This window comes from Paenibacillus sp. Pae15 (assembly GCF_024519685.1).
In the GTDB taxonomy this organism is placed as follows: domain Bacteria; phylum Bacillota; class Bacilli; order Paenibacillales; family NBRC-103111; genus Paenibacillus_G; species Paenibacillus_G naphthalenovorans.
Genome location: NZ_JALJRM010000013.1, coordinates 103,937 through 130,813, shown reverse-complemented (window position 1 = coordinate 130,813; position 26,877 = coordinate 103,937). Strand labels below are relative to the sequence as shown.

29 protein-coding genes are annotated in these 26,877 nt (G+C 48.9%); 9 read left to right on the top strand and 20 right to left on the bottom strand.

Annotated elements, in window-relative coordinates; all coding sequences use genetic code 11:
* The first annotated feature begins 87 nt into the window (after window positions 1-87).
* Both NR121_RS13230 and NR121_RS13225 read left to right on the top strand, forming a co-directional pair.
* Complete coding sequence (locus tag NR121_RS13230) at window positions 88-1,122, top strand: permease (protein ID WP_074728121.1); 1,035 nt, start codon at window positions 88-90, stop codon at window positions 1,120-1,122.
* A gap of 30 nt (window positions 1,123-1,152) precedes the next feature.
* Window positions 1,153-2,115 (top strand): TIGR03943 family putative permease subunit, encoded by a 963-nt coding sequence (locus NR121_RS13225; protein ID WP_054817625.1) that lies wholly within the window; start codon window positions 1,153-1,155, stop codon window positions 2,113-2,115.
* Window positions 2,116-2,221: 106 nt separating this feature from the next.
* Here NR121_RS13225 and NR121_RS13220 read toward each other — a convergent pair whose 3' ends face one another.
* Window positions 2,222-2,734, bottom strand: coding sequence for a hypothetical protein (locus tag NR121_RS13220; protein ID WP_256831313.1), 513 nt, complete (start codon window positions 2,732-2,734; stop codon window positions 2,222-2,224).
* A 98-nt stretch (window positions 2,735-2,832) separates the two neighbouring features.
* Between NR121_RS13220 and NR121_RS13215 the strand changes: the two genes are divergently transcribed.
* Window positions 2,833-3,060: an alpha/beta-type small acid-soluble spore protein gene (locus NR121_RS13215; protein ID WP_054817624.1), complete on the top strand. Its 228-nt coding sequence runs from the start codon at window positions 2,833-2,835 to the stop codon at window positions 3,058-3,060.
* A 206-nt stretch (window positions 3,061-3,266) separates the two neighbouring features.
* Here the strand turns inward: NR121_RS13215 and NR121_RS13210 are convergent, their stop codons facing one another.
* From NR121_RS13210 to NR121_RS13150, 13 genes are all read right to left on the bottom strand, one after another.
* Window positions 3,267-3,635, bottom strand: a complete 369-nt coding sequence (locus NR121_RS13210; RefSeq protein ID WP_054817623.1) for a hypothetical protein — start codon at window positions 3,633-3,635, stop codon at window positions 3,267-3,269.
* Window positions 3,636-3,778: 143 nt separating this feature from the next.
* On the bottom strand, window positions 3,779-4,171 hold the full coding sequence (locus tag NR121_RS13205) for a VOC family protein (RefSeq protein WP_054817649.1): 393 nt from the start codon (window positions 4,169-4,171) through the stop codon (window positions 3,779-3,781).
* 145 nt (window positions 4,172-4,316) lie between these two features.
* Window positions 4,317-5,822 carry a tripartite tricarboxylate transporter permease gene (locus NR121_RS13200; RefSeq protein ID WP_062406440.1) on the bottom strand — a complete coding sequence of 502 codons (1,506 nt, stop codon included), beginning with the start codon at window positions 5,820-5,822 and terminating at the stop codon, window positions 4,317-4,319.
* Window positions 5,823-5,834: 12 nt separating this feature from the next.
* Window positions 5,835-6,290 (bottom strand): tripartite tricarboxylate transporter TctB family protein, encoded by a 456-nt coding sequence (locus NR121_RS13195; RefSeq protein ID WP_054817622.1) that lies wholly within the window; start codon window positions 6,288-6,290, stop codon window positions 5,835-5,837.
* Window positions 6,291-6,332: 42 nt separating this feature from the next.
* Window positions 6,333-7,493, bottom strand: coding sequence for a mandelate racemase/muconate lactonizing enzyme family protein (locus NR121_RS13190; RefSeq protein WP_062406439.1), 1,161 nt, complete (start codon window positions 7,491-7,493; stop codon window positions 6,333-6,335).
* Between the two features lie 64 nt (window positions 7,494-7,557).
* Window positions 7,558-8,598, bottom strand: a complete 1,041-nt coding sequence (locus NR121_RS13185) for a tripartite tricarboxylate transporter substrate binding protein (RefSeq protein ID WP_256831312.1) — start codon at window positions 8,596-8,598, stop codon at window positions 7,558-7,560.
* 28 nt (window positions 8,599-8,626) lie between these two features.
* Window positions 8,627-9,508 (bottom strand): fumarylacetoacetate hydrolase family protein, encoded by an 882-nt coding sequence (locus NR121_RS13180; RefSeq protein ID WP_054817618.1) that lies wholly within the window; start codon window positions 9,506-9,508, stop codon window positions 8,627-8,629.
* Between the two features lie 16 nt (window positions 9,509-9,524).
* Window positions 9,525-10,727 carry a UxaA family hydrolase gene (locus NR121_RS13175; RefSeq protein ID WP_256831311.1) on the bottom strand — a complete coding sequence of 401 codons (1,203 nt, stop codon included), beginning with the start codon at window positions 10,725-10,727 and terminating at the stop codon, window positions 9,525-9,527.
* Entirely contained in the window at window positions 10,715-11,038 is a 324-nt protein-coding gene (locus NR121_RS13170; RefSeq protein ID WP_054817614.1) for a UxaA family hydrolase, read from the bottom strand. Before NR121_RS13170 ends, NR121_RS13175 begins: the two co-directional genes overlap by 13 nt.
* A gap of 1 nt (window position 11,039) precedes the next feature.
* The gene (locus NR121_RS13165) at window positions 11,040-12,095 is read right to left on the bottom strand and encodes an Ldh family oxidoreductase (protein WP_256831310.1); all 1,056 of its coding nucleotides are present in this window, start codon (window positions 12,093-12,095) and stop codon (window positions 11,040-11,042) included.
* Window positions 12,096-12,105: 10 nt separating this feature from the next.
* A complete protein-coding gene (locus NR121_RS13160) occupies window positions 12,106-13,245 on the bottom strand; it encodes a mandelate racemase/muconate lactonizing enzyme family protein (protein ID WP_062406431.1) in 1,140 nt (379 codons plus the stop codon).
* Between the two features lie 243 nt (window positions 13,246-13,488).
* Window positions 13,489-14,145 (bottom strand): GntR family transcriptional regulator, encoded by a 657-nt coding sequence (locus NR121_RS13155; RefSeq protein ID WP_054817612.1) that lies wholly within the window; start codon window positions 14,143-14,145, stop codon window positions 13,489-13,491.
* A gap of 267 nt (window positions 14,146-14,412) precedes the next feature.
* The gene (locus tag NR121_RS13150) at window positions 14,413-16,203 is read right to left on the bottom strand and encodes a M3 family oligoendopeptidase (protein ID WP_256831309.1); all 1,791 of its coding nucleotides are present in this window, start codon (window positions 16,201-16,203) and stop codon (window positions 14,413-14,415) included.
* A 161-nt stretch (window positions 16,204-16,364) separates the two neighbouring features.
* Here NR121_RS13150 and NR121_RS13145 point away from each other — a divergent pair, with 161 nt between their 5' ends.
* Together NR121_RS13145 and NR121_RS13140 are read left to right on the top strand one after the other, a co-directional pair.
* A complete protein-coding gene (locus NR121_RS13145; protein WP_054817611.1) occupies window positions 16,365-16,556 on the top strand; it encodes a YycC family protein in 192 nt (63 codons plus the stop codon).
* Window positions 16,557-16,559: 3 nt separating this feature from the next.
* Window positions 16,560-16,799, top strand: coding sequence for a hypothetical protein (locus NR121_RS13140; RefSeq protein WP_054817610.1), 240 nt, complete (start codon window positions 16,560-16,562; stop codon window positions 16,797-16,799).
* A gap of 95 nt (window positions 16,800-16,894) precedes the next feature.
* Here NR121_RS13140 and NR121_RS13135 read toward each other — a convergent pair whose 3' ends face one another.
* Window positions 16,895-17,596, bottom strand: a complete 702-nt coding sequence (locus NR121_RS13135) for a DUF2225 domain-containing protein (protein ID WP_062406425.1) — start codon at window positions 17,594-17,596, stop codon at window positions 16,895-16,897.
* Between the two features lie 17 nt (window positions 17,597-17,613).
* The gene (locus NR121_RS13130) at window positions 17,614-17,988 is read right to left on the bottom strand and encodes a globin domain-containing protein (RefSeq protein ID WP_062406423.1); all 375 of its coding nucleotides are present in this window, start codon (window positions 17,986-17,988) and stop codon (window positions 17,614-17,616) included.
* A 413-nt stretch (window positions 17,989-18,401) separates the two neighbouring features.
* Here NR121_RS13130 and ylbJ point away from each other — a divergent pair, with 413 nt between their 5' ends.
* The gene (gene ylbJ / locus NR121_RS13125; protein WP_074728004.1) at window positions 18,402-19,652 is read left to right on the top strand and encodes a sporulation integral membrane protein YlbJ; all 1,251 of its coding nucleotides are present in this window, start codon (window positions 18,402-18,404) and stop codon (window positions 19,650-19,652) included.
* Between the two features lie 80 nt (window positions 19,653-19,732).
* On the top strand, window positions 19,733-22,306 hold the full coding sequence (gene glgP, locus NR121_RS13120; protein ID WP_256831307.1) for an alpha-glucan family phosphorylase: 2,574 nt from the start codon (window positions 19,733-19,735) through the stop codon (window positions 22,304-22,306).
* 55 nt (window positions 22,307-22,361) lie between these two features.
* On the opposite strand, the gene corA is transcribed toward glgP, so the two are convergent.
* Window positions 22,362-23,312 (bottom strand): magnesium/cobalt transporter CorA, encoded by a 951-nt coding sequence (corA, locus tag NR121_RS13115; RefSeq protein WP_062406417.1) that lies wholly within the window; start codon window positions 23,310-23,312, stop codon window positions 22,362-22,364.
* A 168-nt stretch (window positions 23,313-23,480) separates the two neighbouring features.
* Between corA and NR121_RS13110 the strand changes: the two genes are divergently transcribed.
* A complete protein-coding gene (locus NR121_RS13110) occupies window positions 23,481-24,161 on the top strand; it encodes a PilZ domain-containing protein (protein ID WP_054817609.1) in 681 nt (226 codons plus the stop codon).
* A 36-nt stretch (window positions 24,162-24,197) separates the two neighbouring features.
* A complete protein-coding gene (locus NR121_RS13105; protein ID WP_054817608.1) occupies window positions 24,198-25,010 on the top strand; it encodes an NAD kinase in 813 nt (270 codons plus the stop codon).
* Between the two features lie 103 nt (window positions 25,011-25,113).
* On the opposite strand, the gene NR121_RS13100 is transcribed toward NR121_RS13105, so the two are convergent.
* The 3 genes from NR121_RS13100 to NR121_RS13090 form a co-directional block, all read right to left on the bottom strand.
* Window positions 25,114-25,584 carry a PNPOx family protein gene (locus NR121_RS13100; RefSeq protein WP_082660599.1) on the bottom strand — a complete coding sequence of 157 codons (471 nt, stop codon included), beginning with the start codon at window positions 25,582-25,584 and terminating at the stop codon, window positions 25,114-25,116.
* 111 nt (window positions 25,585-25,695) lie between these two features.
* Window positions 25,696-25,968 (bottom strand): hypothetical protein, encoded by a 273-nt coding sequence (locus NR121_RS13095; RefSeq protein WP_062406411.1) that lies wholly within the window; start codon window positions 25,966-25,968, stop codon window positions 25,696-25,698.
* A gap of 48 nt (window positions 25,969-26,016) precedes the next feature.
* Window positions 26,017-26,835: an IclR family transcriptional regulator gene (locus NR121_RS13090; RefSeq protein ID WP_062406410.1), complete on the bottom strand. Its 819-nt coding sequence runs from the start codon at window positions 26,833-26,835 to the stop codon at window positions 26,017-26,019.
* Between the last annotated feature and the right edge of the window lie 42 nt (window positions 26,836-26,877).

Below are 26,877 nucleotides of genomic sequence, written 5' to 3'. Positions count from 1 at the left end.
ATAATTATTACGAAATACAAGGAGACATGACCCGTGCAAACGATTATCACCCGATGGATAACCAACATCCTTGCTGTTCTGTGCATCATGATGCTGTTTCTTATTTATACCCAAAAACAACCCCCCGATCTGTCTTTCATTACAGCCGACAGCATACAAAATTTCAAAACGCTCTTCATCAGCATCATACTCGAGGCGCTGCCTTTCGTTCTCCTTGGGGTCTTCGTCGCGGCCCTGCTTCAGATGTTCGTCTCGGAGCAAACGATCCGCCGCTTGACTCCGAAAAACCCGGTGCTTGGCGTCATCTTCGCCTGCGTAATGGGCATCATCTTCCCGCTGTGCGAATGCGGCATGATCCCGGTCATCCGCCGTCTGGTCCTTAAGGGGATGCCGGTTTACATAGCCGTTGTGTTCATTCTGGCGGGTCCGATCATTAATCCCGTCGTGTACGCTTCGACCTTCATGGCGTTTCGCAGCCGGCCGGAAATCGCTTATTCGCGGATGGCGCTGGCTTTTATTGTGGCCGCGACCATCGGGCTGATCATTTACCGTTTTGTCAAGAGCAATCCCATGCGCGGATTCTCCAGCGCTCCGACAGCTCGCGATCACAAGCATGACCATTCCCATGAACACATACATACTCATGAGGACAGTCATCATCACAGTCACGGCCATGAGCACCACCACGCACACGGGCATGGCCAAAGCCAGACCGGCCGCATGTTTGCCATTCTGGGGCATGCATCCGACGAGTTCTTCGACATGGGCAAATATCTGATTTTCGGCGCGTTTCTCACGGCCGTTATCCAAACCTTTATGTCCAGGGAAAGCCTTGTCACGATCGGAGAAGGAGCCGTCAGCTCCCATCTTTTTATGATGGCGCTTGGTTATGTCCTGTCGCTTTGTTCGACCTCCGACGCTTTTGTGGCCTCGTCCTTTACAACGACCTTTCAGGCCGGATCCCTTCTTACGTTCCTTGTCTTTGGACCGATGCTCGACGTGAAAGGAACGCTTATGCTGTTGTCCGCCTTCAGAGCCAAATTCGTGGCTCTGCTCTCGATATTGATCGTTATCGTCGTACTCGCCGCTTCGCTTTTATTTGAGCGTATTTTTTTCCTATAGCTGCCAATACAGAAACAAGGGGTGTGCGCTGTGAATTCTCGTGTGCTTAGCCTGCATCATCTGGTAAAAGCGGTCATTTTATTAGGTTTCGCCGTCTATATTGCCTATCTCGTCAAAACAGACCTGATCCTGCTGTACATCGCGCCGCGCATGGTCGGCTATGTCAAATGGTCCGCGATCGCATTTTACGCCGTTGCCGCTTATCAATTGTATCGGGGAATAAAAGCCTTTCGCGGGCCGGCGGCGGCCTCCTGCGATTGCGGCCACGACCACCTTCCGTCCCGCTCGCTCTTCAAAAACGCGATCATTTACGGACTGTTTGCTTTCCCTCTGCTGATCGGGTTTCTCCTCCCTGATACAACGCTTGGCAGCAGCCTGGCCGCCAAGAAGGGGATGAACCTGAGCAGCTCAAGCTCCGTCAAAAAGGACGGTCTTGCCTTGGATAGCGCCTCCGGAGCCGACAGCAGCGAAGCGGATTCCGGTGAGACGAAGACAGAAGACCCTGGCCCCGGCGATTCCGGTACGGTTTCCGGAACTGCAGCGTCGGAAAACGAGATGTTCCCGTCCGACAAATTTACGGAGCAGTATGCCAACTATGCGAAAAAGCTGTATCAGGAAGAGCTGATCCAGGTCAGGGAAGAATTTTTCATTGAAACGTTGACGTCCGTGGATCTGTATCTCGACCGGTTTATCGGCAAGAAGCTGGAAATGACCGGATTTGTCTACCGTCAGGAAGAAATGAAAAACAACCAATTCGTAGTCGGGCGCTTCTCTATTCAATGCTGTTCGGCCGATGCCGCCCCGTTCGGGGTGCTGGCGGAATACGACCGGGCGGCTGCGCTTGCCGACGACAGTTGGGTTACGGTAACAGGGACGATCGGCAAAACCACATTCAACGACATCGAGATTATGGTATTGAAGGTGGAGAAGGTAACCAAAGCGGAGCCGTCGAAAAATCCTTACGTGTATCCGAACTTCGATTTTGGGGCTTAAGCCCGGAAAATCAACTCTGACATAGCACCCAAGTAAAAAAGGGCTCCCCAACCACCCCCGATTCATGGGGTGGTTGGGGAGCCTCGCTTTCTACGCTTGAGGAATATTATGATGCCGATCCATTCCGGGCCGGCGGCTCCAACCGCTGAAGAAGGTTTTTTACGGTTTCCACGGTATCTTTGTAATACGGCCGGTAGCCGTCCAGATCTTTCGTAAAGCGGAGAAACTCCAAACCGATGGCACGAACCTGGCTTACATATTCCGCTTTATCCACCACATAGCCGGCCAGCTTGCGAGGGGGCATATCCTGCCGCTCCTCCACCTCCGTCAGTTCCAATTCATTCGCAGGAAGATGACGGACAATGAAGGAATACGCCCGGCACTCCGGATCGCCGCAGCCGCAGACGAAAAAAGGCACCTGATGCCAGCGCTCCGCATCCGTCCAGCGATTGGGCTCAACGTCCTCATGCATACTTAACAGCAGGGCCGGCAGGCCCACATCCACACAGAGCGGCTCCTCGATCAATATTTCCCCATCGATTTCCATCCGCACATCCGCCTGAATGATCTGTAAATCGGCGTCAAACGACCAGCCGCTGTAAACCAAATGAAAACTCATCTATTCCATCAACCCCCATATGGTGACATTTACCAATTTTTCTTGTGGGTATTATTTTTACCTTGGAACATACTACCTAATGAACGGAGGTGAGATCGATGGGCGCAGGACAATCCCGCAGCAGCAACACTTTAGTAGTTCCTCAAGCTTCTCAGGCTTTGGACCAATTGAAGTATGAAGTTGCTCAAGAGTTGGGCATTCAAATTCCTCAAGACGGGTACTATGGCTTCATGGCAACTCGTGACACCGGAGCAATTGGGGGCCACATCACACGTCGTCTGGTTCAAATTGCCGAGCAGCAGCTTGCAGGCAAATTCACAAGATAATGACTACCCGAATACTTATCAATGGCGGCTCCAGGACGGGGTCGTCTTTTTTCGCTTCATTCTATTATAACGGAAATCTGAATATAAAGAACAGGCCTCCTATAACGGAAATCTGAATATAAAGAACAGGCCTCCGGGAACGCCGGAAGCCTGTTCTTTATAACGAATAATGGGTTAAAAAAAATATAAAGTCCTGAATCTTAGTCCTACCGCTTCGAGCCGTTATACAAGCTTGCCATATTATAATTCGATTCGAAGATGACGCTTGTACACAACAAATTTTGGCGCATAGCAAACTCAAATTGAATTTCCCCATGCGTCCAGCACTTTAGCTTTAACGATTCTAACGCGGTTTGGCGAAAAGAATGCTGGTGGGTTTCCGACAGTCCGCGTTCGTTTTTCTTCAGTTCCGTCCCCTTCGTTTCCAAAGGAAAATGGCGAATTCCGAATTTACCGATCATGTTATTCCGAATTTGGACGAATACTGTCCCAGAGGTGAGCTGCGCGAGTTCCTCCTTCAACTCGCGGAAAACCAAGTCCAGCTGTCGGGCCAAAGGCAGCTGCTCCAACATCACAATCCTCCTTTCTTTTGAATTAATGGTATATTATGTATTTCTGAGACTGTAGACCTATTATAGGATATTTTAACTATTTATTCAACAGAATTTTACAAAAATTTGATAAAAAATACAGGTACCTCAGTTCCTGTCATAAATCGTCAATCGATATCGCAGATATCGCTATTCAGCTCGATAATGTTTCGGTCCGGATCCAATATGAAGATTTGCGGAAACCCGGCTCTGGGATGCGGCCTGGCGTCGTATTCGATGCCACAGGATTCCAGCCAGGCCAGCGCTTCCTTATAGCTCTTCACCCTCAAAGCCAAATGACCGTCCCGCGTATCGATCCCGCTCTTCCTGATCGTTTCTCCCGGATGAACAATCAAATGCAGCTGCTGACCGCCACTGCCGACGGCAAACCATGCTCCGGCAAAATCAAACGGAGGACGCTCCAGCTCCTCGAGCCCCAGCACCTCTTTATAGAATGCTTTGGCCCGCTCCAAATCCGTGACGCACAGGCTGACGTGATGTATCGAGTGAATGGACAGCATGCTTTTGCTTTGCCCCCTTTTTTCTTACCGGATATCACTACTATATTTAAAATCTTATTTAATGACAACACTTCTTTCTTCCGAGTCCGGCCATAATAAATGGGACAGTCCACCTAAAGGTAAACTGCCCCATTTATCCAACACTTTACATTTCTACATCACTGGCTAGTATGGTTCTTCTTTTCTTTAAAGCGCTTACTATAGAGATAATCATAATTACAAGCGCAATACCAAATAAAGTACCTGCGATCGGACGTAAAAAGATTTCAAGCATATTTCCGTTAAAAATTCTTAGCGATTGCAATAATGAAGTTTCCATCAGCCTACCCAAAACAAATGTTAAGATAATGGGTGCCATGGGGACGTCCAATTTTTTCAGCAAATAACCAACGATTCCAAAAACGAACATGACGCCCACACCCCAAAGACTGTTGGTAACGGTATACGACCCCAAAATGGAAATCGCCAAAATAATGGGATACAGCAATTTCTCAGGCACCATCGCGATTTTTGCCCAAAATCCTGCCATGGGTAAATTCATGATCAGCAACAATAGGTTGCCAATAAACATACTCGCAATAATAGCCCAAACAAAATCCGGTTTTTCATGGAATAAAGCCGGCCCCGGTGTAAGTCCATGCATAATAAAGGCCCCTAGTATAATTGCGATCGTTGGAGAACTAGGAATACCCAAGGTGAATAATGGAATAAGGGCTGCGCCACTATAAGAATTATTCGCTGTTTCAGGACCCGCTACCCCTTCAATAGCGCCATTGCCAAACCGGGAAGGGTCTTTGGCAACCTTCTTCTCAACAGAATACGAAAGAATGGCTGGAATAACCGAATTGGTTCCTGGAATCAAACCGATCAAAAATCCGATTCCCGTTCCCCTGCTGATTGATTTTAGCGTAGGACTCCATTCACCTTTTCGTGGCAAAATACCTTTAACTTTATATGGTTTTTGGTTTTGGGAAAGCCTCTCCATGCCGAATAAGATTTCGGAAAGCCCAAACAATCCCATCGCAACACATACAAGATCTAAGCCATTAAGAAGATAGGGTTCACCAAAGGTAAACCGATCCGATCCGGAAACCGGATCGATTCCGATTAAGGATAGACTCAATCCGATAAAAGCCGCAATGACTCCCTTGATTAAAGATTTTCCCATTAAACCTACGACGGTAACTAATCCCAATACCATAAGAGCGAAAAATTCCGGCGGACCGAACCTTAGGGCAAATTGCGCCAATGGAGGCCCTATAAAAACAAGCCCTAAAATAGAAATGGTCCCCCCGATAAATGAACCAATGCCTGCCACACCCAAAGCCACGCCTGCTCTCCCTTGTTTGGCCAGGGGATATCCATCAAGACATGTAATGACTGAAGCAGCTTCACCCGGTGTATTGATTAAGACAGAGGTTACTGTACCTCCATACATAGAACCATAATAAATACCGGATAGCATGATAATGGCCGGTACGGGATCCATGCCAAAGGTTAGAGGAATCAGCAAAGCGGTTGCCGTTGTAGGGCCAAGTCCGGGCAGTACGCCCACTAGCATTCCCACGGTAACTCCTACAAAACAATAGATCAGGTTCCACCAGGTAAGCGCCGCCCCAAAACCGTTCATTAATTGCACAAATGAGTCCATTGCGCTCCTCCCTTACCAACCAAAAATATTAACAGGTAATGGAACTTCCATCAATGTAACAAACACTACAAACAATACAACGGAGGTGGTCAAGGAAATGCCCAAAGCTAAATTCCATTTATATTGGCGGACTAGCACCAAAAATAATAAAACGGTACAGCCGATAACAAAGCCGGTTGTATTCACAATTAGCATAAATATAAGAATCGAAACCGGCACAGACAAAACATTCTTCAAATCTTTCCCCTTCGGGAAAATATCTTTAAACAAGATGACTTCCTTTCGTAAAGAAAGCCAAATATATCCTAAAGCTAGAATGATGAGTACTCCATTTAGCCATATTGGAAAGAACCCCGGTCCCGGCCCATACGCTGTGTAATAACGAAGGGACAGAGATTCCACAAACAATACTCCTGCATAAATCAAAAGGACAAGTCCTCCCCAAACGCCTGCATTTTGCGCTTTCACATCATCACATCCTCTTGAAAAATACTCCCTGATGCTGTCTGCTTAGAGATTATAAACATAACAGGCGCCCGGGAGACCCGGATATTTACTTAATGCCTCTTCGTCCAGCTCGAGTCCAAGCCCCGGCCGATCATTAGGCTCAATATAACCATCTTTGACAATCAGCGGTGACTTGATCATTTCATCTCGAAAAGGATTCACGAGCGCTAAATCAGCTTCATAAATCAAAGCGTTGGGAATAGCGCACAGCAAATGGATATTCGCTGCCGTACTTAACATACTTTGGCTTGTATGAGGAGCCATCGGCAAATGCCACGCTGCCGCCATGTCCGAGATCTTCTTCACTTCTGTAATTCCACCGGCTTTTGTACAGTCAGCTTGCACGATATCGATGGTCCCGGCTTGTAACAGTTCTCGGAATTGATATTTGGTGTAGTGATTTTCTCCTGCAGCAATAGGAATTCGGGTACTCTTTCTTAATTCATGGTACGCTTGGATATTATCAGGTGTAAATGGTTCCTCAAGCCAATAAACATGATTCTCCTCACAAAACTTTACAACCTCCGGCACATCCAATATGTGATATCGCGTAGCAGCATCAACGGCTATATCCAGTTGGGGACCAAATGTTTTGCGTATATGAGAAACACGTTCCGCATCTTTCTTCGGATTTTGGCCCACACGCAGCTTAATCGCGGTATACCCCTGTTCAACATATTTTTGCACTTCTTTTTCCAGGGATTCAAGAGGTTGATAGCCTAAACTGAGTCCGCCTGCATAAGCTCTGATCTTACGCCGTTCACCGCCTAACAGACGATAAACAGGCTGCTGCAGCATTTTTCCTTTGATGTCCCAAAGCGCTATGTCGATACCGCTCATCGCGATGGCCACGGCCGTACCAGCTCCATGAGTAGCTACTTGATGACGATAAATTTTTTCCCAGATTCCCTCTGTATTAAAAGGCGATTCTCCTATCAAAATAGGGGCTAAACTGCTTCGAATGAGTTCCGCAATTGATGTAGGGCTTAGAGCATGATGAGCCTCGCCGTATCCGATCGTTCCATCACTGCAGGTGATTTTCACGAGGACCAAATCCCTCTTCACCATATTGCCTACCCCGAATCGAAGAGCTATATCATCAAACCTACAAGAAAAAACCATGGCCGTCACTTGTTCGATAACATTGTTTTTGGTCGATGACATTATAAAGGACTCCTTTTATTATTTATGATTTTGGATCACCTTTCTCTCATGTCTCTACAACGCCCTATGGTTTGAATATTTTGGAAAAGGCTTCCGACAATGCTTTTATAAGCGTATCTACTTCTTTATCCAGTTCACTACCCGTTTTCTTTGGGGTGATAAATCCCCCTTCGTGAGCGAACTTCTGGTATGCGTCAGATTGTATGGCTTTATTAAATAATTCCGTTAAACGTTCGCGTATTGCAGGATCCATACCAGCAGGTCCGACGATAAAGCTAATTTGTTTCACGGCACCGGAAGTAAATAAATCGTATCCGCTCTCTTTAAAGGTTGGCACATCAGGCAAACTGTCAATTCGTTTTTCAGCATTAATTGCAATCGCTTTCAGATTACCGTCTTTAATTTGTGACATGCTTTCACTCGGTTTGAGTACAGCTACATCCACATGCCCACCCAAGAGTTGTGTAATAACCAATGCTCCTCCGTCAAAAGGAACATGCTGGAACTGTACATTGGTACTACTGCCTAACATTGCTGCAACAGCGTGGTTTACGTTGTTTGTCCCCGGTGTCGCTACCTTGACTTGATTTGGCTTCGTCTTCATATACTCAACCAATTCTTTCATATTGTTCCAAGGGGCGTCCGCTTTGGAGACCAATACAAGAGGATCTTCCGATATTAAAGCAATATTCGTTAATTTGTCCGATTTCAAAGAAGCTTGTCCAAGAGCAATAACGCTCAAAGTGGAGCTCGTATGCACACCTAAGGTGTATCCGTCAGGCTTGGAAGACGCTACCTCTGTAATCCCAACAACGCCGTTCCCGCCGGGAGCGTTTTTAACAACCACGCTAATACCCAGTTCATCCTTGAAGATCGCTTGAAGCTTCCGGGCCATTAAATCATTGCCGCCCCCGGCGTTCCAAGGTACAACGATGGTAATGTCCTTTTGAGGGAATTTGTTACCCTCCTGACTGTTTTTCCCCTTGTCATTTGGAACTGCAGCAGTTTGACCGCCTGTACTCTGAGAATTTTGGCCACAGGCTACCAGCACTAACATACAAATGATACAGAGCGCAGATAATAAATTCCGTTTATTAAACCGCATTGACAAACTCCTCCTTATGGTTTCATATTTATGATCTGATGATATTGGTCAAAGTGCCTAACCCTTCCACGGTAACGGCTACAACATCTCCAGGCTGCACAAATGCCGGTGGGTCGAATTGCAATGCTGTTCCTGCCGGTGTACCCGTAGCAATGACGTCTCCAGGCTCGAGAGTAAGAAATGAAGAGAAATATTCGATGATTTCCGGTATTTTAAATATAAGCCGCGACGTATTGGAGTTTTGCCTGACGATGCCGTTAACTTCCGTCTTTATGGCGAGCGCGCCAGGATCGGCAATCTCTTCTTTAGTAACCAAGAAGGGGCCCATAGGACAAAACGTATCAAGATTTTTACCCCGCATAAGCTGAACGTCTTCTTTGATATAATCGTTTGCTGTAAAGTCGTTGACGATCAGGTATCCGGCAACATGATCCCAAGCATCGGCGGAAGCAACATGTTTTCCGGTCTTACCGATAACAACACCCAGTTCTCCTTCATAAGTAACTTTTCTCTCCAGAGGAACATGTACCGCATCATTCGGACCGACAACGGTGCTATGTGCCTTCATAAATACTTTAAGCGCTGTTGGGGTGTCGAGTTTTCCTCGTACACAAAAATCATGATAGTTCAAAGCGACTCCAAGGATTTTCCCAGGGCGCGGAATAGGAGCAGTAAGCTTTATATCGTTTAAAGATCGATACCACGGCCCCGCATGTTTCCCGGCAGCGTCTATAACCCTTTGAACCTTCTCCAACCCTTCCGGATCTTCAAGAATATGAATAATGCTTTCAAATGAAAGGGGGATTCCCAAATCGTTTGAGGCCATCCTTATATCGATTACACTGGAGTTATCCTTAAGCACGCCAATATGATGCTTGTTATCTCTAGTACCAAACGTAACCAACTTCATGTTGAAACCTCCATCATTAAAATACCGGCCCCAAGAAGTAAGGTTCTAAAGGATCTGTATAGCGGATAGTCTCTCCCTTGGTGAGTTCTCCGGAGGCGATGCTTTGTATTTTTTGAAATAATGCTTCTCCTGACGCTTCAATCGTCGATTCACCTGTGATAATGGCGCCCGACGAAAAATCTATACTACGCCATGCTTTACTTGCCGTACGAGGGTTACCTGTGATCATCATGAGCGGAGCCACAACCCCCGTATTCGTAGCCAGCATAGGCGGATCATACGATGGAAGATCTTCACCTCCTAGCTGATAAATAGTAAGCTGGCAGCCTGCTGCGGCGAGGCTCATAGGCAGCGAGAAGGAAGACATCCAGCCATCCATAAAATGCAGACCCTTTTTAGTCGGACGTGCCGCATATTCCAGGACCTCCTGGATAGGCATCGTTCCCGTTTTTTGTATGGCTCCCAACGACTTTTCCTCGATTGTGCTAAGACCGGCTTCAATGTTTGACGGCAAAGGGTTAATCGTACGGATATCTTCCCCGGTAGATCTTGCCGCTTCCTCCACCTCATTTACCATTTCAAGCAGTCGTTTGGCATCACGCTCGTTTACACAGCGTTCAGCAACATCGAGTTCCGCGCCAATGATTTCCACCGTTTCTGAAAATATAGCCGTGCCGCCGGAGGCAATGAGAAGATCCGCAGCTTTACCAAAAGAGGGGTTACCGCTTATTCCACTTGTCGCATCCGATAATCCGCACTTCACACCGATCGCGAGTTTTCCGATGGGGACAGCCTCCCGTTTAACCATCGAAGCTCCATGGACAAAACGGCGAGCCAAGTCAATTCCATCCTCGACAAGACGTTCAAGACCTCCTGATTTTTCAACCGTCAGCACTTCAACCGGTTTACCGCTTTTGGCGATTTCGTGAGCAATGGTATACGGCTCCAATTCTGCGTAACCGAAGTTTTTCCTTGCTCCGAGTACAATGGTTGCGAAAACGTTTGCATTTTTTGCTAATCCAATGTAAAGTCTGCTGAGTCTTTCGCGATCTTTTTTGTGTCGGCCATTTTCTCCACCCGTCATGATGGTCTTCGTGCCGGCAACATACTGTGTTATCCGGGTTGCCGCAATATTAACAAGACGGCTGGATGGGATAACAAGGACGTAGTTGCGAATCCCTGCCTCGTCCCCCGGACGAACAAATCCTAGAAACTCCATTGCCGCTCACCTCCGGCAGCTTGTAAATCTCCGCGTCCGCGAAGTCCTTCAATATTATGCACCCCAACAAGACCACCTATCTTAATAGGGGCTGTTGATCGTCCGATCGGTCGGCCGTATTTTGTAATAATGTCACCTTTATTTATTTCCTGCAGTGCGATTTTATGACCAAATGGGATATCTTCTATGGTTGTAATGGTGAAAAACGGCTGATTTGACGGAGGCTGAACGGTTATAGTTAGGCTCCCTTGGCAATCAATTACGGCAACGGCAACATTATCTTTTTCATGCAGTTGTAACGCTTGAAACACGTTACGCCCCTCCTTCATCTGGCTTTAATGGATTTACGCCTAGTTCCTGGGCAACTTGATTCATTTTTTCAAGAATGGACGGACTCATCGGAATGCCTTTGACTTTCCGTTCCTCCGCGATCTCGCTTGAGTTTTCCCCGGGAAGATATATCCTTTGGTATCCTTCGGCAAGCTCTGAACCAAGGACCATCCCAATCAATTGCTCCATCTTTGCATTCACTTGCTCTATTCCGAAAGGTGAGATATCGATGGCGAACATAAAAGCCCCGACACCAGACGGATTTAGTATTTTATCATACATGCTGTGAAGGTTGGTTCCTATGTTCGCTCCGGTAAGAACGCCTGAAAAAATTTCGGCAAATAGTGCGAGTCCATAACCTTTTGGTCCGCCGACTGGAAGTTGAGAGCCTTCCAAAGCTTCCTTTGGACTTGTCGTTGGCTTGCCGTTTTTATCAAGTGCCCATCCTTCCGGTATACTTTCACCCCGTTCAGCAGCAAGCAATATTTTCCCTTTGGCCACAACCGATGTTGCCATATCGATAACGATAACCTTACCATCTGGGGTCGGAGCGCTAAAACAGATCGGATTCGTGCCTAAAATTGGCTCGCTTCCGCCCCATGGGGGCATATTAGGCGGTGAATTGGTCGTTACAAAACCGACTAGTCCCGCACGTGCCAACATTTTTGCATAATACGAGCATGTTCCAATATGGTTAGTATTTTTGATCCCGGCTGCACCGACAAAATGCGTTTTGGCATGGGAAATCACCTCATTTACCGCCATAAAAGCGGCTGGCTGACCCCACCCATTATTACCGTTAATCAATGAAACCGCACCTTTTCTCCATTCAAGCGCCGGTTTTCCGGAAGCATCCAACACACCCTCCCGAGCAATTCGGATGTATGGAGGAATTCTTAACGCGCCATGAGTTTCAAGGCCATGAAGATCGGCATCAATAAGCGCATCGGAGGTAATTTCGGCATCTTCTGACGAGGTTCCTACAGCCCTAAGAAGACTAGCGTAAAAATTTCTTAAGACTTGAGCCTTAATGATCATAAGCGGCCTCCTACGCAATCCGGTAGCGGTTAATGATGTCTTCATTGATTGTAAAACCAAGCCCAGGTCCTTCAGGAACGCTGACATACCCTTTATCATGTACTACAGGTTCATTGACCAGGTGATCTCTAAACGGATTTTCAGTTTGCTCATATTCCATCCACATGGGCACAGGACGCCACGTATGAGGAGCTGGAGGCAAGGCGGCCATAACATGCAGAGCTGCATGCAGACCTACGGCCGAACCCCATACATGCGGGATCACGCTAATACCGAATGCCTCTGCAATATGAGCTATTTTCTTGGTCTCTGTTATGCCTCCAGCACAACAAACGTCAGGCTGAATAATATCCATGGCGCGTTTTTCGATTATCTCTTTAAACGCATAACGAGTAAATGCATTTTCCCCACCAGCCAACGGAATACAAAGCTTGCTTCGAAGATCGCTATAGGCATTTAAATCGTGTGGAGAAACAGGCTCTTCAAACCACGCAAGACCCATTTGTTCGAATTCCTTACCAAGAAGAAGAGCGTTCGTGAGATTATAGCCATGATTGGCATCGACCATGAGTTCAATTTCTTCACTAAGTGCCTTTCGTACCCGTTCGACACGTTTGATCTCTTCCTTTGGAGGAAGGGCAATCTTCATTTTGACGCCGGTAAAACCTTGTTCTTGATAAGCCAGTGCTTCTTCAATCGACGGGGTTGTAAAGTCTCCCTCCTCCGACATAAAGTATAATCCCGTGGCATAGGCCCGGAAGCTTTTGCGGTGAGCTCCACCCAAAAGCTCATATACCGGACGCTTCAGCGCTTTACCCATAATGTCCCAGAGCGCAATATCAATTGCGCTGATTCCTGCAACACCGAAGCCTTGCGGATCGTAATCCTCTACCCGTTGATACATTTTCTCCCATAAAATATCCGTATCAAACGGGTTGCCCCCCACGACGGTCGGTGCTAGCAACGTATCGACAACTGATTTTGTTATCTCGGCGGGACCATAGGCTTCACCCCAACCTTCAATGCCCTCGTCCGTCGTGACTTTCACCAGCATGGCGTTTTTGGTCTTATACCACCAGCCCCTTGCCGAAGTAAAAGGCTTGTCCATTTTGGTCCTCAGAATATAAGTCGATACTTCTGTAATTTTCATTTTCATACCTCTTTCCATTAGTGTAGTCACTTTTACTGGTGGAAATAGCCACCCATCTTAAGTTCACGCGTGATAAAAGCACCCTGTGGTTGCTTACCACCCCCTTCAGTTACTAAACAATAAAAATTCAATCTGTTGAAATTTAAATATGTAAGAAATTAGAAAAATAAAGCGGTTTCATTTTCTCGTATTGGTTTGGCCATCATTCATCCTGAGTAAAAGGTTTAATGAAGATTAAACCTTTTACTCATTATTCTCTTGTTGGACCAATCGGATGATTTTATGATAGACATCTCTTGTATGATCCCTCATTAATTTCTCTACTAAGTCTGCGTTTTTATCGTTGAGTGCGTCGACAATTTCTTTGTGCTCCCGGATGGAATTTTCAATATCCTGCAGACTGCTGAAAAAGGCCGGATATCGTGTAGAGAAATCCCATAATTCACTGATCATCGTAAATAGACGCTGATTATTGGCATGTTGGTATATACAATCGTGAAAGGCGCGATTAAACTCCCCATACCCTTGTAAATCCTGATTGTGTAAAAAGTTCTTTGAATCTTCTATCATTTGATACAGTGTTTTAATATGTGAATTGGAAAGATGATCCACTGCCAATCGTGATGCCAAGCTTTCCAGATTGATTCTGATTTCAAAAATTTGGCGTATATCGTCTTCCGACATACTGCTTACTGTCGCACCTGAATGTGGGGTTATGGACACATACCCTTCATGTGCAAGTGTTTGGATCGCTTCTCTTACAGGGATCTCGCTCACGTCAAATTGTTTGGCCAAATTAGAAATAATTAATCTTGTGCCGGGACGAAGGACTCCTTTGATGATTTTATCCTGTAAACTTAAATAAACTTTTTCCCTCTTGGTTCTGTATGTTTGGGCCATTGTGCTCTCCTCATAGCTTTTTTACAAATATAAAAATCATATATAATTTTAAAAATAATATATTATTTATGAGAATAATATATCACACACTTGTCCATACAACAATATATTTTTTTGTAAAATCATATATTTTTTTTAACAGCGGTATAACGACTCCCCTCCATCAACCCCATCATTGACGATGGATAACATAACGCCAAAGAAGCAGAACCCTCAACCTGCTGGTTCTGCTTCTTTGTGTACATAGATAACCCTTGGAAATTCCCCCTACTCGGTCAACCGCAGAAATTCCTGCACATCGGCGACGGAGAGGTCCATGGCCTGCTGCCAGAAGTCCGGCTTCCGCAGATCAACGCCAAGGTGCTTATGCGCCAATTCTTCAACGGTCATGCGGCCGGTATCGCGGAGAAGCGCTACATATTGGTCCTCAAAAGCGGCTCCGCGGCGGAGCGCTTCCGCATACAGGCCGGTGCTGAACATATAACCGAACGTGTATGGGAAATTGTAGAAAGGCACTTCCGTAATATAAAAATGCAGTTTTGACGCCCAGAAGTGCGGGTGGTATTGGTCTAGCGCATCACGGAATGCCGTTTTTTGCGCCGAAAGCATCAGCTCGTTCAGGCGGTCCATGCCGACAAGCCCTTTGCGCCGTTCTTCATAGAACGCGGTTTCGAACAGAAAACGCGCATGAATGTTCATATAAAATGCGACGGAACGCTGAATCTTGTCTTCGAGCAGGGTCAGCCGCGTTTCTTCCGTCTCTGCCGCTTTTACCGCCGCATCGGACACGACCATCTCTGCGAACGTAGACGCCGTCTCCGCCACGTTCATGGCGTATTCCTGGGCCAACGCGGGCAAATCGTTCATCACATGCTGATGATAACCGTGACCCAACTCATGGGCCAGCGTCGACACGTTCGATGCCGTACCCGCATAAGTCATAAAAATGCGCGTCTCCTTATGGATCGGGAACGAGGTGCAAAATCCGCCGGGCCGTTTGCCTGGACGGTCCTCCGCTTCAATCCACCCGTTCTCGAATGCCTTGACGGCAAAATCGGCCATTTTCGGACTAAAGCGGTGGAACTGCTCCACAATCAGCTGTGCGCCCTCATCATAGCTATAATGGATGCTTCCCTGCCCGACCGGTGCGTCGACATCGTGCCAGCTCAGCTTCCGAACGCCGAACAGCTTCGCTTTCCGTTCCAGATAGCGGACAAAAACGTCTTTGCCGCCTTCTATAACCCCCCACATCGCATCCAGCGTTTCTTTCGACATCCGGTTAATGGCGAGAGGCTCTTTAAGAATCGAGTCCCAGCCGCGGCGCTCGTACAGCTTGATGCGGAAGCCTCCCAGATGGTTGAGCGCATCGGCGCAGTAATCGGCATGCTCCGCCCATCTTTCCTCCCAGCTATGGAAAAGCCTCTCCCTGACGGCGCGGTCCGGGCTGTGCATCTTATTGGCGGCTTGGCCTGCAGACAGCTCGACGACGGCGCCGTTCTCCTCGAACGGTACACGGAACTTGCTGACGGTCGTATTGTACAGCTCCCCCCAGCCATGATATCCGTCGACGGCCAATTCGTTAACCAATGCTTCCTGCTCCGGCGGAAGCTTTTCTGCCGCCAATGCCCTACGCTCCTCAAGAGGATAGGCAATACCCTGAAGCTCCGGGCGCTGCAGCAGCGCTTTCCACTCCACGCTCCCGATTCGGGTCAACAGGTCGTCGAACCGTGTACTGGCGGAAGCATAGGCAGCACCGATAGTTCTGACCTGTCCCGCCAGAATAACCGCCTGCTTGTCGTTCTGATTTTCCGCAGCCAAACAAGCTGTGAATGAATCCGCCTCGCGGATTTTAAGCAGAGCCTTTTGCAGCAGCCCGGCTACTGACGGCAGCGATGCTGCCAAATTCGACGCCTGGCCGGACGCCAGCCTGCCGAGCTCCTGCTCCAAGGCGGCAATATCCGCACGAAGCCCTTCCAAAAACTGCACAAAAGCCTGAGAATGGCTTCCTCCCTCAAAAAAACGATTCAAGTCCCATGTTTGTGGCAATGGACTCCGCATAGGGCAACACCTCACCTTTCGTATTTTATGTATTCCTTTCCATTAAACCATAATTCAGGCTCAGGCCCAAATGTGCGGATGCCCTATTTTTCAGTTGAATTGCAGGCCGCGAATATGATTAAATGGAGTCTAAAGATCTTTAGACTGGAGGGTGCCGCTGTATGAGACCACTTCCCATTTCTCCGGAGACTGCCCAGAGACTGGCCAAGGAACTGAACGTTCCGATCGAGCATTTAATGCATATGCCCCAACACATTTTGATGCAAAAGCTGGCTGAGCTGGCCAAGAAAAAACCGGACGAATCCGCAGCAAAGAACGATGCGCCGGAATCCGGCCGTCCGACCTCGGAGTAGCCCATGATTCCATTTGCCCATACCTGGCCTTATGATCGGATCGGACAAGACGTATATGTACAAAGCTGCCCCTTCTGCCAGGCCGCCAACGTGCTGCTGAAACTCAAAGCGAAAGACCTGGCGGAACTTCGGGAAGGGGTAAAAAAACTGCTCGTCTTCCCGTGCTGCCGAAACAAATTGACTCTGGTTGATGCCGACCAGGACTACCTGCTGGCGGACCGCCCGCTTCGCCGAAACAGCTGAACCGCATTCCCGCTTTTCTTGCGAGGGAAAAGAATAAAAAGCTTAAAGCTCCGACAGACCATGGTCATGCGGGAGCTTTAAGCTTTTTCGGGCCTCTATTTTTCCTGAACTTCTTCGATATCGAACTCCACCTGATCCGCCAGCATGTTCTCACGGGTAACCGCCCACTGCTCACGGCAGGCATGAATCATCGCCGCATCCATAATACTCTTGTCGTTAATGACGCGGCCAAACCACTTCACAGCCTCCTGATAATTTTTCAAACGCCGGTTTAGTTCCCCCAACAAGTACATCAGCCGGGCGTTATTCATCTCTCCCGCTTCCGTCTCGAATGCGCGGGTATATTCCGCAAGCGCATATTGAAGAAACCGCTTCTCCTGCTCTTCGTCACCCTTCTCGCGATACAGCCAAACGATGTGGTGCAGCAGCCCTGCGGTTACTCTTCCCTGTTCACCCACCGTTTGAGCGCAAAGAAGGGCAAGCTTGAAGCTGTATAAAGCTTCACTCCATGTTCGAACGCCGCCGTAATCCTTGTAGCTCCATTGTGCGGCCACCTTCTCTTGGAACGCCTTTTTTTGGGCGGGCGACAACCGGTCCTTCGAGTTCTCCGTGCTGGCGAAGCCGCATTGGGGACAGATCCGGACCACGTAAAAATTCGGATTGATGCCTTTATAGCGTACGCCAAAATCCGTATCCGTGCCGGCTGCCTTCTTAAAGCTCGGACGGACGCGAGAAGTATGAAAATGCGTTTCACAATGGGGACAAGCCACTTTCACTTGAAATAACGGTTCGACCATGGACAAATACCCTTCCTTCAATTACTTGAGCTGTTGATAAAATGAAAAGCGGGCCCCTTCAGCCTCTCCAGCACGGCCATCTGCAGATCCGGCTCCCATCCGGTTTCCTGAAGCGCTTTTTTCATGCAGCCGAGCCAGGCTTCAGCCCGCTCGGGCGTAATGGGGAAGGCCATGTGCCTTGCCCGCATCATCGGATGTCCATATTGTTCGGAAAACAACGGAGGTCCTCCGAAAAACTGCGTCAAAAACATATATTGCTTCTCCATCACCGGAGCAATATCTTCCGGAAACAAAGGGGCAAGCAGCGGATGCTCCTGAACCTTCGGATAGAACGCCTCCACCAGCTTCCGGATCCCATCCGCCCCTCCCATCGCTTCATAGAACTCGGACATCAGCGAACGCCTCCCCGTAATCAATAAACTGCGCAATCCTGCAAGGACGCGAACCATAATCCATGTAGCAAAAAAAGATGCTAATGCATAAGCCTTAGCATCGGATACTGGCCAAAACCCTATACATATGGACATGGGTACATGCTATACATCCTCTTCACCGGAAGACATCAGCGATTCCCTTATGACGAAAACAAAAGCGCATACGAGAATTCCAGCAATTACACCCGACATAAGGATCACTCCTATTCTCATATAGGTACTATTGTACCATAGGATGCCGTACAATTCAGCACCTTATATCCGCTTTCTTGAACATTTCCGAAAATTCAGTATAACGGGCGGGCATGTCTCCACACACCCCTTCATATATCAGAATGACAAGCTTTTTACAGAACAGGAGGTGGGGACCGATGCGTACCAAAGACTCTTTGATGATCGCGGCGGCGCTTCTCGCCGCTATGCTTGCCTGCTTGATGCTGGCTTTTCCGGCCGAATCCTTTCATGCGTCGCTAAGGGGCATAGCCATCTGGTGGGATGTGCTGTTCCCGGCGCTGTTTCCTTTCTTCGTCATTTCCGAAATCATGCTCGGTGTAGGCATGGTTCATTTTTTCGGCACCCTTTTGGATCCGTTGATGCAGCCTCTGTTCCGCGTGCCGGGCATCGGCGGCTTTGTGATGGCGATGGGCTTTGCCTCCGGTTATCCGATCGGAGCACGACTGACCTCCCAGCTGTGGGAACAGCGGCTTGTCAACCGGGAGGAAGGTGAACGGCTCGTAGCCTTCACGACGTCGTCCGATCCGATTTTCCTGATCGGTGCCGTATCGGTCGGCTTCTTTCACAATGCGGCGCTGGCAACCGTACTTGCCGCCGCGCATTACGGCTCCGCCATTCTGATCGGCCTGCTGATGCGGTTTCACGGCAAGCCTTCATCGGGTAATCCAAGTCAATCGAGCGCTTTAAGTGCGGGATATTCCGTTCAGAAGTCCCGGACCGGTATTTTGCGCCGTGCCTTTGAGGCCATGCATCACGCCCGGCTCATGGACGGACGCTCTTTGGGAGTCATGCTGCAGCAGGCGATCTACTCCGGGTTAAAGCTTATGTTTGTCGTCGGCGGTCTGGTCGTTTTTTTCTCCGTCGTCATGGAGGTGATGACTTCATCTCATGTAATGGTCTTCTTTTATGCCGCGATCGACTCCGTGCTTCAATTATTCGGCATGCCCCCGACCCTTTCCCAGGCTGTCGTCAATGGATTTTTCGAGGTGACCCTGGGCGCCAAATCGGCCGGGGCCGCAGAAAACATCCCGTTGATGTTCCAAACCGCCATCGCCGCATGGGTTTTATCTTGGGCAGGTCTTTCCGTTCACGCACAAATTGTCAGTATCCTGCATCATACCGACCTTCGCTACATACCTTTTATCGTTGCCCGGTTTATCCACGGCCTGATGGCCGCCGTGCTTGTGATTGTGCTTTGGAAGCCGCTGGGGCCGGACCGCGCGAACCTGACCGCCTTTATCCCCTTACCTGATGTTACGCGTCCCTTGACTACGCTGCTGCAGCACACGCTGCCTGCCGCGGCTCTGACGTTCACCTCGGTACTGGGCCTTCTGCTTCTGCTGTCCTTTGGTTGCTTCATAGGAAAACGATTCATAAAGAGAATGTAATCATTAGAAACCGGAGGAACACCGAAGCCCGGGCTGCTTGATCTGTTGAATTTGTGAAAATTTTGGTTAGAGGTGAAACCATGCATACCAAGTTTCATTCGAAAAGCATTGAACTGCCTCCCGCCATCAACCGATTGTCGGAGTTGGCCTGCAACGTATGGTTCAGTTGGAATGACAGCGCCAAGTCGCTGTTCTCTGCGATTGATCCGGAGCTGTGGGAGCATTCTGGACACAATCCTGTCCGCTTGCTGATGGAGGTCCAAAGGCCCGTGCTCGATGCGCTCGCGCATAACGGTGAATTTCTGAACAAGTACGGGACGGTGATGGAACAATACGACCATTATTTCCGTACCCCCACATGGTTCGAGCAGCGCTGCCCCGAATATGCGCAAAAGACCATCGCTTATTTTTCGGCCGAATTCGGCTTCTGCGAATCCCTGCCGATTTATTCGGGCGGTCTTGGTATACTGGCGGGCGATCACTGCAAATCGGCCAGCGATCTCGGCGTTCCTCTTGTGGGCATCGGACTCTTATATAAAAAGGGCTATTTCCGTCAAAAATTCGATGCCCAGGGCAGACAGCTTGCCGAGAGCGCCGCCTGCCATGTCAGCCGGCTGCCTATCGTTCCGGCCTTGGCGCCGGTTCAGTCCAATCCCCCTGCCGAACGGACGCCGGAGGAACTCTATGTGTCCTTGCCTATGGCGGACCGCACCGTGCGGCTGAAAGTATGGCAGGTTCAGGTGGGCCGGGTGCCTGTCTTTTTGCTTGATGCGGATTTGGAGGACAACAGCTCCTGGGACCGGGAGCTGACCTCGCAATTATACGGCGGCAACCAGGATGTCCGCATCGCGCAGGAGATTCTGCTTGGCGTAGGCGGCGTGAAGGCGCTGAGAGCTCTGGGCATAGCTGCGGGTACGTATCACATTAACGAAGGCCATGCCGCCTTTTTGTCTTTTGAGCGGTTGAAAGAGCAGCTGGATAACGGGCTGCCGTTCCATGTTGCGCTCGAGGTTGTTCGCGCAAGCACCATTTTTACGACCCATACCCCGGTTCCAGCCGGGCATGACGCTTTCCCCTTACCGATGTTCGAATATTACTTCAGCCGTTTGTTTGCGGAATACCCGCACGCCAAGGCGGCTTTGACGGAGCTCGGATGGGATGTTCACAAGCAATTGTTCAACATGACCTATCTGGCCATGAACACGGCGGCTCTCCGCAATGGCGTCAGCAAGCTGCACGGCCATGTCTCGCGCGATATGTTCCGCGCGTTTCACGGGAACATTGATGTGCATGAAGTGCCGATCGGGCATATTACGAACGGCGTTCACCTCCAGACTTGGCTCGCTCCCGAGCTTAAGGAGCTGTACAGCCGGTTTCTCCCGGAAACATGGATTTCCCGACACACGGACAAGGAGGTGTGGAAATCGATCGATTCCATTCCGGAGGAGTCCTTATGGTCGGTCCACCTGACACTGAAAAAACGTTTGTTTGCACACGTACACGCCAACCTCCGCGAGCAGTTGCGCCGAAACGGAATGCCGTCCGAGAAAATAGAGGCGGTTCAAACCTTCTTGTCTCCGGAGGCTCTTACGATCGGGTTCGCAAGACGCTTTGCCACTTACAAACGGGCCACACTGATCTTTACGGATCTGGACCGGCTGAATCGGCTTGTCAATCATCCGGACCGGCCCGTACAGTTCCTATTTGCGGGAAAAGCGCATCCGGCCGATCACTCCGGCCAAGAGATGATTCGTGAAATTTACAGGGTATCCCGGATGGAATCGTTCCGCGGCAAAATCATTCTTCTCGAAAATTATGATATGAGCTTGGCGCAAAGCCTGATCCAGGGCGTAGACGTCTGGCTCAATAATCCGCGCCGGCCGTACGAAGCGAGCGGCACCAGCGGCCAGAAGGCGGCAATGAACGGGGTCATCAACTTCAGTGTGCCGGATGGCTGGTGGGAGGAAGGGTATGACGGCACGAACGGATGGAGCATCGAAAACCATGATCACGCCGACCCGTGGACTCAAGACCGGGAGAACACGGAATCGATCTATCGGCTGCTGGAGCAGGAGATCGTGCCGCTCTATTATCAGCAAGGTCCCCTGCCCGCTCAATGGGTCGCCCGGATGAAGCGCTCCATTCGTACTCTGGCCCCTGTGTACAACACGGACCGCATGGTGATGGATTACGTGAATGAAACCTATATTCCCTCACTGCAGAGAACGCAGCTTTTTGCGGACAATGATTATGCCGAAGCGACCAAGGTGGCCGATTACAAGAAGTTCATTCATCAATCTTGGCACCATGTCCGTGTCCTCGAGGTGAATGATACGCCTCCGCGGACCTTGAACTCTCCCTCGGGGACAACCTCGACGGCTCCGCTCAAAGAAGTTACGGCCACGGTCCGATTCGGCCCCATCTGGTACCAGGATACCGCTATCGAGCTCATCCACTACGAAGAGAGACCCGACGGCTGGCACCAGGTCGTCGTACCTATGGAGCCTGCGCGGCAGCTTGGCGACGGCGCCGTGGTCTACCGCGCCATGATTCCTTCACATTTGAAGCACGGTCCGCATTTCAGCATCCGCGTGCTTCCGGTCAGCGCCAATTTCGCCCGCCGTTTCGAGGTGCCGTTCGTGACTAAGTTTTAAGGTCCAAAGGGCCTTGCTGCAGATGTCCGGTTGAACGCCTGCGCAAGGCCCTTGCTCATTTGAACCATCCCTTCACTTTAAACCACCAAAACATTCCGAGTCCGATCGAGAACATGATGAATAATACGGCGAAATATCCGAAGCTCCACTCCAGCTCAGGCATATAGCGAAAGTTCATCCCGTAAATGCCGGCAATAAACGTTAGCGGCATGAAAATGGTGGTGATGACGGTCAGCGTTTTCATAATGGTGTTCATCCGATAAGAGTTGATGGAAATAAAGCTGTCCCTGATGTCCGAAGTCAAATCGCGGTTCGCCTCCACCATATCCGACAGCTTCAACAGATGGTCGTGAATATCTTGAAAATAAGCGGCATGCTGCTTCACGCCTTCGATTTTTTCCGAATAAATAATCCGGTACAGCAAATCGCGCATCGGAAAAATCGTCTTCCTCAGCTTTAGCAGGTCCGATCGGATTTCAAACACCCTGTCCATTACTTTTTCAGACCAAACGCCCCGAGAGCTGTCTTCCAGTTCATTCAGGCTGTCCTCCAGATGATATACGCTTGGAAAATATTGGTCTACAATTTTGTCTATCAGCAGATGGGAAGCGTACACCGGCCCATTCTCCAAATATTTAGGGTCCGACAGCAGCTTGCCGCGGAAATCCTCCAGCTCGGATTGAGGCTTGGAATGGTACGTAACGATATAGTTTCTGCCCAGAAACAGGTCTACCTCGTCTGAATCCAACGTCACGGGATTAATCGTATGCAGAACAAAAAAATGATGATCCTCATAGTGATCAAGCTTGGGTCTTTGCAGAAACTGCATACAATCCTCTATCGCAAGCGGATGAAAGTGGAAAAATGTATCCAATAACGCAGCTTCTTCGCTTGTAGGACAATCAAAATCAACCCAATACCAGCGGATTTCAGGGCTGTGCAATCTTTCCAGCTCCAAATCCTGCTCGATCGCAGATTGGTGAGTGACGGCAAACGTATGAATCATCGGATCAGCTCCTCTTAAGGCATCCTTTCCATATCATAACATAATCGCAGAGGACTCATACCGTAGCCGCCTGCGGTCTTGGCATTGTTTTCTTTTCCATTATTGATTATGATGTAGTTACACAGATACAAAAGGGGTGTCGAAAACCATTTCCGGTAGGTGTCGCATATGCATTGGAACCAAGCATTGGCATGCGGGACGGTCGTTATCCCTGCAAGCTGCCGCCTCATCATTGTCGGCGAAACCAAGGAGGGCCTGCCCTTTTGCTATGAGGACAGCTTCACACTCTCGAAAGCGGACGGCGAGCAAATGACCGTCACTCTGGAAACGATGGCGATCCACCCTTTGGAGAAGCTGCATCATGTGTATTTCATCGAATTTTCATTTTTTAAGCGGGGGATTCTGTATTATGCCCTCGTTGACCTGCTCCATTTGGAAACGAAACGATGCCTTTGTACATTGACGCTTACAGCTCCGCCGCAGCTTCTTAAAGCAGAGCAGCGCCAATATAAGCGAATCGTGCCTCAGGTGCGTACACCGTTAACCTGTCGGATTATAGGCGTGCGGGGGCAGAGAACGCATCAGGGAAATGCATTTTTTACCGGGCAAATCCTGGATCTGTCCGCGGGCGGCGTGTCATTCATGACCTCGACCCGTCTATTTTCTCCATTGGAATTGGAGTTATCTTTTGTGCTGCCCGGACTTGCCCAGAAACTCACGCTCCATGCCGAAGTTATTCGTATCGCTCCTTTCGGCAGCGACGCATACCGGGTTGCGGTCAGGTTTAACCAAATGCCGGAAAGCACGGCGATATGGATTGAAGAGTATTGCAGCGCTTCGGACGGCTGAGCATAACGAAGCGTACAGATATAGGAGGACAACCGTTTGAAATACAATGTGGTTCATCGCGGCGATGAAATATCCATCCAATTGATGCATTCGTTCCATGAACTGATTCAACAGTTCGGTCTCGTTCACGAAGAGACGGCCCCCGACATTGTTCTGTCCATCGGAGGAGACGGAACGCTGCTGCAAGCCTTTCACCGCTATAAGGATCAGCTGGATCACATTTCCTTTGTCGGCATTCATACCGGGCGGCTCGGTTTCTTCGCCGATTGGAAGCCGGATGAAGTGGAACTGCTCGCGCAGCTGATGGGCGAAAGCAGCAGGCAGAATGATCTGAGGGTAGTCAAATATCCGCTTGTGGAGATCCAAATCACGACGCCGCACGGGATTGAAACCGAACTGGCACTGAATGAATTCACGCTGAAGGGCGTCGATGCCACGCTCGTCGCACAGCTTCACATCAACGACGAGTTGCTCGAGACGTTCCGCGGCGACGGCATTTGTATTTCGACGCCCTCCGGAAGCACAGCTTACAACAAGAGCCTGGGCGGAGCCATCGTCCATCCGTCTCTGGATGCCATTCAAATTGCGGAGATCGCATCGATCAACAACCGCGTATACCGTACGTTAGGCTCGCCGATTCTGCTGCCGAAGCATCACCACTGCGACATCTATCCGAGGGCGAATCAGAACATTCTGCTGTCTCTTGACCACGTATACATGCAGCGCAACGACATCATTTCGATTCGCAGCATGGTAGCGGCAGGCAGGAAGGTGAAGTTCGCCAGGTTTCGCCCGTTCCCGTTTTGGAGCCGCGTTCGCGAAGCCTTTATCGGCTACGATATGATATAAGCGGAGTCCGCTGAACCTAAGAAAGCCCTGCACTCTCTAAAGAGTGCAGGGCTTTCTTGCTGTGCCGCCCTATTCATCGGCAGCAGCGCGAGCCTAGTCGGATTTATTCTTTTGCCGCTTCCATTTCTTCCTCGCTTAATGCCATAGATGCATATACCTGCTTATCCAATTTTTTAGCGGCCTCTATGTTATAGGTTTTCTTATACACCGGCTCTTGAGCTATTTCCGCTCCATAGAACATAATGTCGTGCAGTTCATCGGTTGACAATTCAATAAGGGTCAACGGAAACGGAACGCCCGGCATTTTTTTGGTCAAGATCCTGGCTTTGTTTTGGAAGGATACGATCGATTTGTTGTAAAAAAAGGAGAAATTTACATTGGCGTTCGACTCGATATTGCTGACGATGTCCGATTTGGTGGAAACGGCTACGCGAAGGACTTTCGGTTTATAGCCATAAATCCAGGAGACGGCATTTTTTTGAATCGCTCCCGATTCTTTATGGATCGTAGATAGAAACCCCAAACGCTCATCGGCAAAAATTTGAGTGAAATCAAATTCTGTCGTTGTCATCATGCCATCCCCTATCCATTTTTAAAAATCATGTGATGGTAATATGTGAATCAGTCAGGCTTGGCTTGCTCTCGGAAATGGCAGTCCTCGTCTTGGCGTTTTTCATGCTGTCCTTTAAGCATAGTTTTCCCAATAAAGGGTTAAACATGAGGCCAGTCCGCCATGGCCGAATTTCAGTCTTCCGTTTTCAACCGGATGATGAACACAGTCCAAAAAATGGATAATCCGTTTTCTTCGATCCGCTATATCTGTAGCTCCCTTTTGATAAAACCAGGAATCCACCGTATTATAGACTCCGCGATTCAAACCATATGTTTTTTGACAAAATTGAACAAAGTTTAAATCAGGCAGATGAATGACCTTCTCGGCATCTAACGTAAATCCCATGATTGAACCTTCCCCCCAAACTCCTCCGGTCCCCGGACAATCAGGCTGTTAAACGTAACTGAATTTTTTTTGATACCCCAGAGAATGGGATAACGATAAACATTGTTCCTTGATGATGGGGATCGTTTCGGAATTTTCCGAAACATCCAGTGTATCGATTAATCCGACGACCGTAATCGCAGCTATGATTTCACCGTTTTGGCCAAATACAGGGCAGCTGATCGCGGAAATTCCCGGAATTAACGTGCCTTGCGTGACGGCATATCCTTTTCTTTTGACTTCTTCCATCTCATTATAGAAAGCCGCCTGCTCCAGTTCGCCGTTCGGCAGTTCCCGTTTAACTAATTCCAGCGTTCGTGACTGAGGCAGATAGGCGGCAAATAACTTTCCAGGCGCACTGCGCGTAACACTGACTTGAGAACCGGCGCGAATGCCGAGATTAACCGCCCGGTTGCTCTCCTCCCACCGGAGAAAGAAAGGTCCGTTCTCCCCCCAGATAGCAAGGGCGACCGTCTCATTTAATCTTTCTCTAAGGGCCGTCAAATACGGTCCTGAAATTTCCTTTACATCCAATTTTTCAGATGTTTTTAATCCTAATAAAATCAATTCGGTGCCAAGGGAATAGCGTAAATCATCCTGCTTTGCCAGGAAACCGCATCGGCAAAAGCTGGTGAGATACCGGTGCAGCTTGCTTTTGGACATTCCGCATAAATTGGCTATTTCCGTAATCGTGAGCGGTTTGTCCTGGTCCGCAATTTTTTTCAAGATATCCAATCCCAATTCAAGGGATTGGATACCGTGTCCTTTAAGGTCGTTCGTCGTCATCTCTTTTAAACCTTCCCTCCGCGTTTCATTTATTTGAATCATATCACTCCTATGGAAATGATATCAACAATAGAGGGAAGCTGA